Genomic DNA, 13,697 nt, shown 5'->3' with positions numbered 1-13,697 from the left:
TCATCATCGACGATTGCGGCCGCCCGAAGCGCGCCGAGCCGCCCGGTTCAGTCCGGCGCCGGGCTCCTCGTACCGCGCGTAGGCGTCGACGATCTCCCCCACCAGGCGGTGACGGACCACGTCCTGGCTGGTCAGCTCGGCGATATGGATGTCGTCGATGTCGTCGAGGATGTCGACGGCGGCCCGCAGGCCCGAGCGGGCGCCGCCGGGCAGGTCGATCTGCGTGATGTCGCCGGTGACCACGATCTTGGAGCCGAAACCCAACCGGGTGAGGAACATCTTCATCTGCTCTGCGGTGGTGTTCTGCGCTTCGTCGAGGACGATGAACGCGTCGTTGAGCGTTCTGCCGCGCATATACGCCAGCGGAGCCACCTCGATCACCCCGGACGACATCAGCTTCGGGATCAGCTCGGGATCCATCATGTCGTAGAGCGCGTCGTAAAGCGGCCGCAGGTAAGGGTCGATCTTCTCGCTCAGCGTGCCGGGCAGAAAGCCCAGGCGCTCACCGGCTTCCACCGCGGGGCGAGTGAGGATGATGCGGGTGACCTGCTTGGTCTGCAACGCGTGCACGGCCTTTGCCATCGCCAGGTAGGTCTTACCGGTGCCGGCCGGGCCGATGCCGAACACGATGGTGTGGGCGTCGATCGCGTCGACGTAGTGCTTCTGGTTGAGCGTCTTGGGCCGGATCGTCTTGCCGCGCCGGGACAAGATGTCCAGCGTGAGTACCTCGGCCGGCGATTCGTTGCCGGCCCCGACCAGCATGGCGACGCCGCGGCGCACCACCTCGGGCGTCAGCGTCTGGCCGCCGGCCACGATCGCGACCAGCTCGGAGAGCGCGCGTTCGGCCAGGGCGACATCGGCCGGTTCGCCGGACAGGCTCACCGTGTTGCCGCGCACGTGCAGGTCGGCACTGAGCGCGCGTTCCAGAGCACGGAGGTTTTCGTCGGCCGAACCCAGTAGGCCCACGACGAGGTCGGACGGAACATCGATACTGCTGCGCACCTGGGCGTTGGCCTGTTGAGCGGAGTCGGCAGCGCGGGTCTCGCGTGGCGTCACGTGGCTTCTGGTGCCTGCTTCCTGGGATATCGGACGGGGCTTCTCAGTCTAACGCCGGTCCGCCACCGTTATGTGCCGTCGTCGAAGTCACAATCGGCAAGGCGATCCCACCGCGACGTGAGCACCCCCAGCGCTCCCAGCGCCACCGCGGCCGCGGTGGAGGTGCGCAGCACGGTCGGGCCCAGCCGGACCGCGACGGCACCGGCTTCGGTCAGCGCTGCGATTTCCTCCGGGGCGATACCGCCCTCGGGACCCACCACCAGCCACACCGAATCAGCTTGCGCCCCAGCAAAATTCGCCAACGGTTCGACGGCCGACTCGTGCAGCGCGAAAACCATTCCGCCCGCGGCGACCTGGTCGCGAACCCGCGCTGTCAGCGCCTTGGTGGACACCACGCCGTCGACCGGCGGGATGTACGCGCGCCGGGACTGGCGCGCGGCCGAACGGGCCACCGCCCGCCACCGCCGCAGCCCCTTGTCCGCGCGGGCGCCTTCCCAGTTGGCCACGCACCGCGCCGCCTGCCAGGCCAGAAATGCATCGGCGCCCGCCTCGGTGGCGAGTTCGACGGCCAGTTCGGAACGCTCGGACTTGGGCAGCGCCTGCGCCACCGTCACCGCAGGCACCACCGGTGCGACGGTCCACCGCTGCTGCACCCGGGCGGCGAGGCCGTCGCGCCCCGCCTGCTCGACCACACAGCGGGCCAGCGCGCCGGCGCCGTCACCGAGCACCAGTTCCTCGCCCGGCCGGATGCGCCGCACGGTGGCGGCGTGGAAGCCTTCGTCGCCGGCTACCTCGACCAGCGCGCCGGCGTCCGGCAGCGCATCGACGTAGAACAGCGTGGCCACCATACGAGGCCCGACCCGGCTAGCGGCCGGTGAAGGTTTCGCGCAACCTGCTGAACAGTCCGCCGCCACCGGCATGTGCCGAGCGGACTTCGGCCACATCGCGGGTGCGGCGGTTCTTCAGCTCACGCAGCAGTTCGGTGTCGTGGTGGTCCAGCCGGGTGGGCACCACCACCTCGACGTGCACGTGCAGGTCGCCGCGGGTGTTGGAACGCAGTTGCGGCATCCCGCGGCCCCGCAGGGTGATGGTGGCGCCGGGCTGGGTGCCGGCCGGAATGACGATCTCGCTGGGGCCGTCCAGGATCGCGTCCAGGGTGACGGTGGCGCCCAGCGCCGCGTCGACCATCGGCACCGAGACGGTGCAGTGCAGGTCGTCGCCCTGCCGGGCGAAGATGTCGTGCGCCTGTTCGTGCACCTCGACGTACAGGTCGCCGGCCGGACCACCGCCCGGCCCCACCTCGCCCTGGGCGGCGAGCCGGACCCGCATGCCTTCGGCGACGCCGGCCGGGATCTTGACGCTGATGTCGCGACGGGCGCGCACCCGCCCGTCGCCCATGCACTGGTAGCAGGGGTCGGGAATGGTGACGCCCACGCCGCGGCAGGTGGGACACGGCCGCGAGGTCAACATCTGGCCGAGCAGCGAACGCTGCACGCTCTGCACCTCGCCGCGACCTCCGCAGGTGTCACACGGGACGGGCGCCGAATCGCCATTGGTGCCTTTGCCCTGGCAGCGGTCGCACAACACCGCGGTGTCGACGGTGACCTGCTTGGTGACCCCGGTCGCGCATTCCTCGAGGTCCAGGCGCAGCCGCAGCAGCGAATCCGAACCCGGGCGTACCCGGCCGATCGGTCCCCGGCCGCCGCCGCCGGCGAAACCGCCGCCGAAAAACGCCTCGAACACGTCGCCCAAGCCGCCGAAGCCGGCGAAGCCGTTGCCGGCGGCGGCGTTTTCCAGCGGGTCACCGCCCAGGTCGACGATGCGGCGCTTCTCCGGGTCGCTCAACACCTCGTAGGCGGCGCTGATCTCCTGAAACTTGGCCTGTGCCGCCTCATCGGGGTTGACGTCGGGATGCAACTCCCGCGCCAGCTTGCGGTAGGCGCGCTTGATCTCCGCGTCGCTGGCGCCCTTGCTGACGCCGAGCAGTCCGTAATAGTCGCGTGCCACGTCTGACCTCTCTTAGCCGCCCAGGCGGCAGCTGTCTAAAAAACCGGTCGGTGCGCAGTCATCGCGCACCGAGTACTTCGCCGATATACATGGCAACCGCCGCGACACTCGCCATAGTTCCCGGATAATCCATCCGGGTGGGCCCCAGCACCCCCATGCCGCCGTAGACGGTGTCATTGGTCCCGTAGGCGGTGGACACCATCGAGGTGCCCGCCATCTGTTCGGCCTCCGTCTCGTGGCCGATGCGTACCGTCACCTTGCCGGCCTCCTGTTGAGCAGCCAGCAGCCGTAACACCACGACCTGTTCCTCGAGGGCTTCCAGGATGGAGCGCAGGGGAGCCGCCGAAATCGGCGGCGTTGCGGGTCAGGTTGGCGGTACCGCCCAGCAGCAGCCGCTCCTCGGTGTGCTCGACCAGCGATTCCAGCAGTACCGTCGCCGAACGCCCCACCGCGTCGCCGAGACCGTCGCCGCCGTGCAGCCGTCCGGCCAGATCGGCCACCGCGACCGAGGCCGCGGACAGCCGCTTGCCGACCAGCGCCTGACCGAGCATCTCGCGCAGCTGGGACAGCTGGTGCTCGTCGATGACGTCGCCGAGTTCGACGATGCGCTGGTCCACCCGGCCGGTGTCGGTGATGACCACCATCAGCAGCCGCGCCGGGGTCAGCGCGATCACTTCCAGGTGTCGCACCGTCGAGGTCGACAGCGTCGGGTACTGCACCACGGCGACCTGACGGGTCAGTTGGGCCAGCAAGCGCACCGCGCGACGCAGCACGTCGTCGAGGTCGACGCCGGATTCCAGAAAACCCTGGATCGCGCGGCGCTCCGCCGCGGACAACGGTTTGACGTCGTCGAGGCGGTCGACGAATTCGCGGTAGCCCTTTTCGGTGGGAACCCGCCCGGAGCTGGTGTGCGGCTGGGTGATGTAGCCTTCCGCCTCCAGCACTGCCATGTCGTTGCGCACGGTCGCGCTGGAGACGCCCAGATTGTGCCGTTCCACCAGGGATTTGGAGCCGATCGGTTCATGCGTGGCGACGAAGTCGGCGACGATCGCGTGCAAAACCTGAAAGCGACGCTCGTCCGCGCTTCCCATCGACTGCTCACCTCCCTGGATACCTGCCGGCCGCGTTCATTTTACGGTCTGCGCAGCAACCGGCATGCCGGCGTCGGCGATGCGTGGTCAATACCTCACCGGCCCGGCGCGGCGACTAGCCTTTGCACGTGGTCCCGTCGAGGGTTGCGTCGGGCCGGTATCCAGGCGAAAAGCGACCGGGAGCGACGACGATGATCTTCAAGGGCGTGCGCGAGGGCAAACCGTACCCGGAACACGGTCTGTCGTACCGGGACTGGTCCCAGATCCCGCCACAACAGATCCGGCTGGACGAACTGGTCACCACAACGCGGGTGCTCGAACTGGATCGTCTGCTGTCGGAGGACTCCACCTTCTACGGCGATCTGTTCCCGCATGCGGTGCGGTGGCGCGGGATCATCTACCTCGAGGACGGTCTGCACCGGGCCGTGCGTGCGGCGCTGCGAAACCGCACCGTCCTGCACGCCCGGGTGTACGACATGGATATGGCGCCCGACGCGCCGCGATAGCCGGTCACGTTTCGGTGGTCCCAGGTGTCGAACCTTTGACGACACATTCACCGGAGGTAATGCCCTGTCACGACTCACCGGCGTCAGCGATCGCGACGCCGGGCTAGGCACCCGGATCGCCTTCCGGCTCCCAGATTGCGCGGGGATTGGGGTTCTCCGACGAGGAGTTGCGGGCGCTGTCCGACGAGTGCCTCACCGCGATCGACGTGCTGGCCGACCCGGACCGCCTGGCCAGGCTCGGCCTGGGCGGTCGGGGCGGCTAGCCGGGTCAGTGCGAGGCGGCCTGCAACAGCTCCATCGCGGAGCTGCGGGACAGCACCCAGCCGCCCTGGTTGACGAAGGTGACGCTCTGGGTGACCGGCGGCGACAACTTGGGACCGGAGACGGAGACGTCGGCGGTGGCCGCCCCGTTGGCGGCCGGCTGGATGTTGGCGATGCTGAACGCCAGCGGCAACTGGCCGTTCTTCTGCGCCTTCTTCAGCTGGTGGTCGGCCAGGTGGGCCTCGGTCCCGCCGATGCCGCCTTCGACCAGAGCGCTTTTGTTCGCGAACGGAACGCTGGGGTCGGCGAGGTTGTTCAGCAGGCCGGTGAGCTGCGCGGCGGTCGGTACGGCGGTGGCCGGGGCCGGCGCCGGGTCCTGGGGCAGCGGTGCACCGTAGACGACCGGCTGCACGTGGAAGCCGGCCGGCTCGGCCGCGGCGGTCAGTCCGGCGGCGGCAGCGCCCACCCCGACGACGGCGGCTGCGCCGAAGGCCAGTTTCTTGATGGTCAGCATTGGGTGTCCCCCTCGATTCTCACGTGCACAGCTTTGCATGGTGTGACTGATGTTTCGGTTGGTGGCTTAGTTGCGTTACACACACCGTAGCGATTCCCGCCGACACCGATGCTGTGCCTCAGCTCTGTAGCAGGCATGAATGGCTGTGCGGTGCCAGGGTTCTGCAGGTCAGCCCTCGGCGAGCACCTCTTCGTCGGTCAACGCGGCGATCTCGAGGTAATGGCGTGCGATCACGGCCAGCCGCTCCGGCGTCCCTCGTTGGGCCTCGCGCTTTTCCAGCCGATCGGCCAGACCGGCGACCGTTCGGGTCGCGAAGAGATCGGTCACCACGGCGTGGTCGATGTCGAGCCAGTCCCGGATCCGGGCGATGACCGTGGTGGCGAGCACCGAGTCGCCGCCGTGGGCGAAGAAGTCGTCGTGCACGCCGATCGACGCGCGGCCCAGCACCTCGGCGACGATGTCGGCGAGCGCCGTCTCCACGTCGCTGGCCGGTGCACCGGAGCCGGCCACCGAAGCAGCTGAGGCGTGCGACTCGAGTAACGCGACCACCGCGCGCCGGTCCAGTTTGGCGTTGGCGGTCAACGGCATCTGCGCCAGCACGACGGTGCGACTCGGAACCATGTAGCTCGGTAGCAACTCGCCCACGGCCCCGGCGACCCGGGCGGGGTCGCCAATCTCGGCCCGGTCACCGGCGACGGCAGCGACCAGCTTGGGCGCCCCGGCGCCGACGACCGCTGCGACGGCATGACGTACCCCGGGCAAGGTGCGCAGTGCACTCTCCACCTCGCCGAGCTCGACCCGGTACCCGCGGATCTGCACCTGATGGTCGGCCCGGCCCAGGAACTCGATGGTGCCGTCGGGCCAGTACCGGGCCAGATCGCCGGTCTTGTACCAACGGATACCGTCGTGCTCGACGAACCGCTGCGCGGTGCGTTCGGGGTCGTTGCGGTAGCCGGCGGCCACGTTGACGCCGCCGACCCAGAGCTCCCCGGGCACCCAGTCCAGGCAGTCGCGGCCCGAGGGGCCGACCACCCGGCACCGGACGTTGCGCAGCGGCACGCCGAACGGCACCGTGGCCCAGTGCTCCGGCGGCGCGCCGGTCACCTCGCAGATGGTGCTGTGGATGGCCGTCTCGGTCGCCCCGCCCAAACCGGAGAACCGGCAACCGGGAACCTGGCGGGCCAGCTGCCGGGCCAGATCCGTGCTGACCCAGTCACCGCCCAGCATCACCGCGCGCAGCGAGTCCCCCAGCCGGTCACCACCGATCTGCAGAATCATGTCGAGCATGCTGGGCACGCAATTGAGGATCGAAACACGGTGTCGGCGAATCAGTTCCACCCACGACGCGGCCGCGGCGCGGTCTCCGGAATCGACCGCGACCACCGCCCCGCCGACCGAGAACATACCGAAGATGTCGTAGACGGAAAGGTCGAATTCGAGGGCCGACAACGCCAGCGCGCGGTCCCGGCTGCCCACCGAGAACCAGTCGTTGAGGGCGTCGATGGTGTTCATCGCTGCGCGGTGCGGTACCTCGACGCCTTTGGGTTCGCCGGTGGAGCCGGAGGTAAACAGCACGTAGGCGATCGCGCCGGTGTTCGGGAGCAGCGGCGCCGCCAGGGGTTTGGTGTAGGTGCGCGCGGCGTCCAGGGACAGGCAGGGCACCCCGGCATCCAGGTCGGCCCCATCCGACGTCAGTGCCGCCACCACGTCGGCGCCGTGCAGGATCTTGGCGCGGCGGGCGGGCGGCTGGTCGAATCCGATCGGCACGTACGCCGCACCGGCCGCCAGTACGCCCAAAACGGCGACGATCTGGTCGCGCCCCTTGGGCAATTGCACGGCGACCGCGTCGCCGGGCTGCACACCCTGGCCGCACAGCGCACCCGCAACGGCCAGAGCCGATTCGGCGAGTTGGCGGTAACTCCACGACCCGGCGGTGTCGCCGCTGCCCCACAGCACGGCCGGCGCTTCCGGATCTGCCGTAGCGTGATCGAAAAATCCTTGGTGCAAACATCTTTCGGAGACCGGGCCGTCGGTGGCGTTGGTCGCGGCGCGCACCGTCGCCTGCGCGCTCGGCAACCGTACCGCGGCCTCGGCCGCCCAGCCGGTGTCGCCCTCGCCGAGGCGTTCGACTGCCTCGACGAACCGGCCGAACATGGCCTCGATCAGTCCGTCCGGGAACGCCGACTCGCGGACGTCCCAGTTGATCAGCAATCCGCCCCGCAACTCGGTGATCTGGGCGTCCAGCAGCACCTGCGGGCCTTGCGAGATGATCCAGACCGGCTCGCCGAACGTCTCGATCACCTGGTCGGTGAACAACTCACCCAGGTCCAGGGCGCTGGTGAACACGATGGGCGCCAGCACCGGCTCGCCGCGCTGCCGACCCAGGTCGCGCAGCACCTCCAGGCCGGAATAGGCGGTGTGCGAGCCGCTTTCGTACATGCGTCGCTGGATGTCGCGGGCCCGCTCGGCCACCGACACGTTCTTGGCGACGTCGACCTCCAGCATGATCGAGGAGGTGAAGTCACCGACCACCCGATCGATGTCGGGGTGCACCGGTTCGCGTTGGAACAACGGAATGTTCAGCAGGAACCTGCTCTGCGCGGACCACCCGCCGATGGTGTCGGCGAAGACGGCGGCCAGTGCCGTGGCCGGGGTGACGCCGCGCGCGTGCGCGCCGCTCACCAGTGTCCGCTTGGCGTCCGGCCCCAACCAGTGGTCGTAGCGGACGGTGCGGTGCTGCGCGCGGCGTTCGCCCACCGGCACGGTTGGGAGCTCGGGCGCACCGGGCAGTTCGGGTAGCCGTTGCTGCCACCACTGCCGGTCGCGCTCGCGCGCGGTGGTGTCGTCGCGCCGTTCGGTGCGGTATCGCCGGTAGCTGTAGCCCGGGGTGCACAGCGTCGCACCTCGGTACGCCGCGGCCAGATCCGCGACCAGGATCCGGTAGCTCATCGCGTCCCCGGCCAGCATGTCGATGTCCAGGTGCAGTCTGCTGCGGTCGCCGTCCCGCAGCGTCAGGGTGACGTCGAAGACCTGTCCGTCTTCGATTGCCAAGCGCTGGTGGGTCTTTCGGTCGCGCAGCCCGGCCAGTGCCGACTCACCATGTTCGGGGTCCTGGCCGCGCAGGTCGACGACGGCGAAGACGGGCCGGCCCGGCTCGGGCATCGTCTGCTGCGTCCCGTCCGGCAGGAAGCGGGTGCGCAGCATCGGGTGTGCCGCCAGCAGCGCGCTCACCGCGCGTTCCAGCCGCACCGGGTCCACCCCGGAACCGTCGAACTCCACGTAGAGGTGCGCGGCCACGCCGCCGAGCTGCTGCTCATCTTGGCGGCCGATCCAATACGCGTGCTGCATGGGCGCCAACGGGAACGGCTCGAATTCGCCGGCCGGCTGCTGAGCCGGTGCCGGAACGACCGACTGGGCCGCTCGGTCGGCTTCCTCGACGGCCAGCAGCCCGTACCAGGAGTCGACGGTCGGGTTGGCCGCCAGCTGGGCGAAGGTGATGTCGGCGCCGCGCTTGCGCCACCCGCCCGCCATCGCCATCATCCGGATCGAGTTCAGCCCAAGCTGGATCAGGTCGTCGTGATCGGCGAATTCATCTGCGGTGCAGCCTAATTGGGCTGCGATCGTCGCCTTGATCTCGTCCCTGGTGATACTGCGTTCGGCGTCGCGCACGCCGTGCGGCAGCTCCATGCTCATCCCCTCTCGGCCTCGACCGTGCGGTCAGGCCAGACTTCTCTGCAGGCCGGCTGCCAGAGCGGCGATTGCGCGCAGCCAGAATTCGGTCAGACGCTCGATGTCGGCGGGCGTGAACAGTACGTCACTCCAGCGCCAGTTGCTGATCAGTTGGGTACCTTCCGGCGTTTTAGCTACGAACGCACTGATGTTCAGCGCGAACCGCAGCGGCAGATCCGGTTCCGGGGCGTTTGGCAGCGCCTCGAGGTAGGGACCGGTCAGTAGCGACCACGGCTGGTCGGTGCTGCCGCCGAGATCCAGCCGGCCCAGGTAGCTGAACTGGATCTGCGGTTCGGCGGCCTCCTGCAATTCGGGTAGCCGGTCGACATAGTGCAGCAGGCCGTAATCCATGCCGTCGGTGGGCACCTCGCCCAGGTGCTCGACCACCGAGTCGACCAGGCCGACCGCGGCTGCCGGATCCCGCTCGGCCCGTTCGACGTCGACCGCCGCTTCGCCGACACCGAACCGGACCGGGAAGGCGGTGGTGAACCAACCCACGGTGTTGGTTGTGTCGGTGTCCAGTACGGCATCCGCGCGACCGTGGCCTTCCAGCGCGACCAGGGTACCCACCGCGGGGTCCTGGCCCCTGGCCCGCCGCCAGCTGGCTATCGTCATCGTCGTTGCAGCCAAAAGGAATTCGCGCACGCCCTCGTCGCGACGCAGCGTGTGCAGCACCTGCGCGGTGACGTCGGCCGGGCTCACCACCTGGGTGACCTGCAGCGTGGACCAGCTGTCGCGGGTCGGGTCGGGATGGCGGGCGCCGAGCGCGGCGTCGGGCCTGCACACCTGGTCCATCCAGTAGTCGCGCTGCGCCTGAACCTCGGGTTCGGCGGCGCGGCGCCACATCAGCTCACACCAGCGCCGGTAGGAGGTGAACTCCGGCAACACCTTCGGCGCCGTGCCGGCTTGCACACACCGCCACGCCTCGGCAAGGTCGCCGACGATGATGTGCCACGACACCACATCCACTGTCAGGTGGTGGGCGGCCAGCAGCAGCGCGTCTCCTTGCTCAGCGCCGGAGAACCAGACCGCCCGCACCATCGAGCCCGCGTAGGGGTCCATCTGGTCCATCACCCGTGGCGCGGAATCGGCTATCGCAGCGACCAATTCGTCGCTGCTGCGCCCGACCTCGACCTGAGTGAGGATGTCGGCCGCGCTGAGCACACCCGGCTCCCGGGTGACCAGCCGGGGACCCGCCGAGGTGTCGGTCAGAATCGACCGCAACGTGTCGTGGCCGTCGAGCATCGACTGCAGCAGCGACTGCAGCGCCGCGCGGTCGATACCGTCGGGCAGTCGCAGCAACACAGTGTGGGTAAACCGCCGGAAGTTGCCGTGCTCGTAGAGCCAGGACACCATCGGCAACGGCGGCACCTCGCCGTATTCGGCGGTGTGCGCCGACATCCCGGTGTCCCCCACCGAGTCGATGACGGCGGCGAGCTCGCGAATGGTGGGAGCGGAGAACACCATGCGCGGACTCAGCGTCAAACCGCGTCGTCTCGCCTTGTGCACCAACGAGATCGCGACGATGCTGTCCAGCCCGAACGCGAAGAAGTCGTCGTCCAGATGCGGCACCAGGCCGTTGAACTGTTCGGCGAACAATTCACCCAACGCCTTTTCGGTGTCCGTCCCGGCAGCCGTCGCCGAGGAGTCCCCGGCCGGCCGCGACAGCGTGTCCTCGGCGATGGCGTCCAGGGCGTGGCCGTCGAGTTTGCCGTTGGGATTCACCGGCAGCCGCGGCAGCGCCACGATCCGCGCCGGAACCATGTACGACGGCAACCGATCGGCCAGCGCGGCGCGCAACCGGCCCGCATCACCGTCGTCGCCTTGCCAGACGACGAAACCCACCAGGGTGGCGCCGCTGTCCCGGCGCAACACCGAGACGGCCGCGTCGTGCACCTCGGGCAGGCCGCGCAACGCGGCCTCGATCTCGCCGATCTCCACCCGGTAGCCGCGGATCTTCACCTGGGTGTCACCGCGCCCCAGGTAGGCGTAGCCGCCGTGCGGCAAGCGCCGCACCAGATCACCGGTGCGGTACATGCGCTCGCCCGGCCGGAACGGATCGGCGACGAAGCGGGTGGCGGTCAACCCGGCACGGCCGATGTAGCCGCGAGCCAGCTGCACACCCGACAGATACAGCTCACCCACCACACCGTCGGGCACCTGCCGCAATGCCGAATCCAGCACGTAGCCGAAGGTGCCGGCATTGGGCGTGCCGATGGTCGGTGTCGGGTAGTCGGTGACCGCGGCCACCACCGCCTCCACGGTCATTTCGGTTGGGCCGTAGCAGTTGTAGACGGCGTTGGACAACCCGCGCAGGTAGCTCCACTGGGAGCTGTCGATCGCCTCGCCACCGAGCGCCAGCACCGCCAGCGCGTGATCGAGCAGCCCCGCTGCGCTGAGTTGAGTGAACATCGACGGTGTCGTGTCGATCATGTCCAACCGGTGTTGGGCCATCCCCTTGACCAGCCGATCGGCGTCCCGCATCTCCTCGGCGTCGAACAGGTGCACCGCATGCCCGTCGAGCAGGCCGACCATCGGCTGCCAGGAGGCGTCGAAGCTCAACGACCAGGCGTGGGCGATGCGCAGCGGGCGGCCCAGGCGCGCGACGGCCGGGCGGTAGACGCGGTCGCGGTGGTCGGCGAAGTAGCCGAGGATCGCCGCATGGGTGCCGATCACACCTTTGGGTTCGCCGGTGGAGCCGGAGGTGAAGATGACGTAAGCCCGCTGGCCGGGGTGGCGACGGACCGCTGGGGCAATGTCGGGGCGCCGCGAAATCCGTTTGGCCACAGCCGGATCGTCGAGTAGCAGGGTTGGCAGCGCGGATCCGGCGAGGCCGGCATTTTCGGCGTCGGCGATCGCCAGGATCGGCTCGGCCTGGCGGAGGATTGATTCGATCCGAACCTCGGGCAGCGTGATGTCCACCGGCAGATAGGCGCCCCCGGCCGCCAGCACACCGAGGATGGCGACGACGGACCGCGACGAGCGCGGCAGCAGCAACGCCACCACCGTCTCGGGTCCGACGCCCCGCTCGGCCAGCTCTGACGCCAATCGCGTTGCCTGGCCGTGCAATTCAGCGTAGGTGTGGCGCTCGCCGGCGCCGGTGGTCAGTGCGACGGCATCCGGTGTGGCGGTGGCTTGCCGCGCGAAGACGTCCCACACGGTGTCAACGGGCCGGGCCGGCGCCGCGGCGGCGACGTGGGCGAAGGCGGCGTGCTCGGCCGCGGTGAGCACGTCGAGCGCTTCCGGGGTTTCGTCGCCGATGTCGGGCAGTTGCAGCAGCACCTGGACCAGTCGCCGGCAGATGTCGGCGGCCGGAAGATGCGGCAGCGCAGCCGCAATCGCCTCCACCACCACCACCAGTTCGTCGCCGCTGAGGTGGGAGACCACGGTCAGCGGATAGTGGGTGAGGCTGTCCATTTCGACTGGGCTGAAGCTGGCGCCGTCGGGCGTGGTCACCGTGCGGATCGAGTCCTCGATCGGTGCGTTCTCGAATACGAACAGACTGTCGAACAGGGCTCCGCGGCCGTGTGCCCGCTGCAGTTCCGACAGGCTGAGGTAACCGATCTCGCGCATGGCCGACGACTCGCGTTGCAGCCGCGCGCACTGCTCCACGATCGGGGTGCCGGCACTGATCTGGTGCACCACCGGCACGGTGTTGATGAACAGCCCGACCATGCTTTCCACGCCGGTCAGGTGTTCGGGGCGCCCGGACACGACGGTGCCGAATACCAGATCGCGCCGGTCGGTGAGCCTGCTGAGCAGCACCGCCCAGGCGAACAGCACCGCGGTGTTCAGCGTCAGGCCGTTGCGGCCGGCCCAGCCGCGCAGCCGGGCGGTGTCGGTGGCCGACAGCAGCGATTTCGTCTGCTCCGGCACCGCGGCCCGGATGTCGACGGTGCCGTCGGCCACCATCAGCGGGGCGGACACCGCGCTCAGGTACCGCGTCCACCTGTCCAGTGCGGCCGTGGCGTCCTGGGTGGCCAGCCAGGCGATGTAGTCGCGGTACGGACGTGGGGCGGGCAGTGCGTCCGCGGATCCGCCGGCCCGGTATACGGCCAGCATCTCGGTGAAGAAGATCGCCAGCGCCCAGCCGTCCATCAGGATGTGGTGCGCGGTGAAGACCATCCGGCGGCGCGTCTGGCCCGGCACCGAGATCAGCACCACGCGCAATGCCGGACCGCGACTCAGGTCGAACGGCCGGCGTCGTTCCGAGCGGGCGATCGCGTCGAATTCGGCCGGCGTTCCGGTGCGTTCGTGCCAGGGCAGCTCGGCGTGCGAGGGCACGATCTGCACCGGTTTGGGCACATCCTGATCCCAGAAGGCGGCGCGCAGGTTGGGGTGCCGCGCCAGCATCACCGCGGCGCTGCGGCCGCAGCAGTTCCAAGTCGACCGGTCCGTCGATGTCCACCCGCAGTTGCATGGTGTAGAGGTCGACGCTGTCCTCGGCCATCCGGTACAGCGCGAACAGCCCCTCCTGCAGGGGGCTGAGCGCCAGGACGTCCTCGATCTGCGGTGGTGCCGTGGTCACCGGTG

6 protein-coding genes and 2 pseudogenes are annotated in these 13,697 nt (G+C 69.3%); 1 reads left to right on the top strand and 7 read right to left on the bottom strand.

Annotation, left to right across the window (positions count from 1 at the left end; genetic code table 11):
• Positions 1 to 3: 3 nt before the first annotated feature.
• The 4 genes and pseudogenes from L6444_RS10225 to hrcA form a co-directional block, all read right to left on the bottom strand.
• Positions 4 to 1,056 carry a PhoH family protein gene (locus L6444_RS10225; RefSeq protein ID WP_236982198.1) on the bottom strand — a complete coding sequence of 351 codons (1,053 nt, stop codon included), beginning with the start codon at positions 1,054 to 1,056 and terminating at the stop codon, positions 4 to 6.
• Between the two features lie 68 nt (positions 1,057 to 1,124).
• Positions 1,125 to 1,904: a 16S rRNA (uracil(1498)-N(3))-methyltransferase gene (locus tag L6444_RS10220; RefSeq protein WP_236982196.1), complete on the bottom strand. Its 780-nt coding sequence runs from the start codon at positions 1,902 to 1,904 to the stop codon at positions 1,125 to 1,127.
• Positions 1,905 to 1,920: 16 nt separating this feature from the next.
• Positions 1,921 to 3,063: a molecular chaperone DnaJ gene (dnaJ, locus tag L6444_RS10215; RefSeq protein WP_236982194.1), complete on the bottom strand. Its 1,143-nt coding sequence runs from the start codon at positions 3,061 to 3,063 to the stop codon at positions 1,921 to 1,923.
• 58 nt (positions 3,064 to 3,121) lie between these two features.
• Positions 3,122 to 4,154 (bottom strand): annotated as a pseudogene (gene hrcA / locus L6444_RS10210) (heat-inducible transcriptional repressor HrcA).
• Positions 4,155 to 4,345: 191 nt separating this feature from the next.
• Between hrcA and L6444_RS10205 the strand changes: the two are divergent.
• Positions 4,346 to 4,660 (top strand): type II toxin-antitoxin system VapB family antitoxin, encoded by a 315-nt coding sequence (locus L6444_RS10205; protein WP_236982192.1) that lies wholly within the window; start codon positions 4,346 to 4,348, stop codon positions 4,658 to 4,660.
• 268 nt (positions 4,661 to 4,928) lie between these two features.
• Here the strand turns inward: L6444_RS10205 and L6444_RS10200 are convergent, their stop codons facing one another.
• The 3 genes and pseudogenes from L6444_RS10200 to L6444_RS10190 form a co-directional block, all read right to left on the bottom strand.
• A complete protein-coding gene (locus L6444_RS10200) occupies positions 4,929 to 5,435 on the bottom strand; it encodes an MTB12 family secreted protein (RefSeq protein WP_236982190.1) in 507 nt (168 codons plus the stop codon).
• A gap of 168 nt (positions 5,436 to 5,603) precedes the next feature.
• A complete protein-coding gene (locus L6444_RS10195; RefSeq protein WP_236982188.1) occupies positions 5,604 to 9,122 on the bottom strand; it encodes a non-ribosomal peptide synthetase in 3,519 nt (1,172 codons plus the stop codon).
• 30 nt (positions 9,123 to 9,152) lie between these two features.
• Positions 9,153 to 13,692: pseudogene (locus tag L6444_RS10190) on the bottom strand (non-ribosomal peptide synthetase).
• Between the last annotated feature and the right edge of the window lie 5 nt (positions 13,693 to 13,697).

Source organism: Mycobacterium kiyosense, from assembly GCA_021654635.1.
GTDB lineage: Bacteria > Actinomycetota > Actinomycetes > Mycobacteriales > Mycobacteriaceae > Mycobacterium > Mycobacterium kiyosense.
Note: the sequence above shows the minus strand (reverse complement) of the source record. Positions and strands in the feature narration are given on the sequence as shown.

Coding starts and splice junctions, on each gene's coding strand:
- L6444_RS10195 (WP_236982188.1), bottom strand. CDS start 9,122: ATGGAGCTGCCGCACGGCGTGCGCGACGCCGAACGCAGTATCACCAGG.
- L6444_RS10205 (WP_236982192.1), top strand. CDS start 4,346: ATGATCTTCAAGGGCGTGCGCGAGGGCAAACCGTACCCGGAACACGGT.
- L6444_RS10220 (WP_236982196.1), bottom strand. CDS start 1,904: ATGGTGGCCACGCTGTTCTACGTCGATGCGCTGCCGGACGCCGGCGCG.
- L6444_RS10200 (WP_236982190.1), bottom strand. CDS start 5,435: ATGCTGACCATCAAGAAACTGGCCTTCGGCGCAGCCGCCGTCGTCGGG.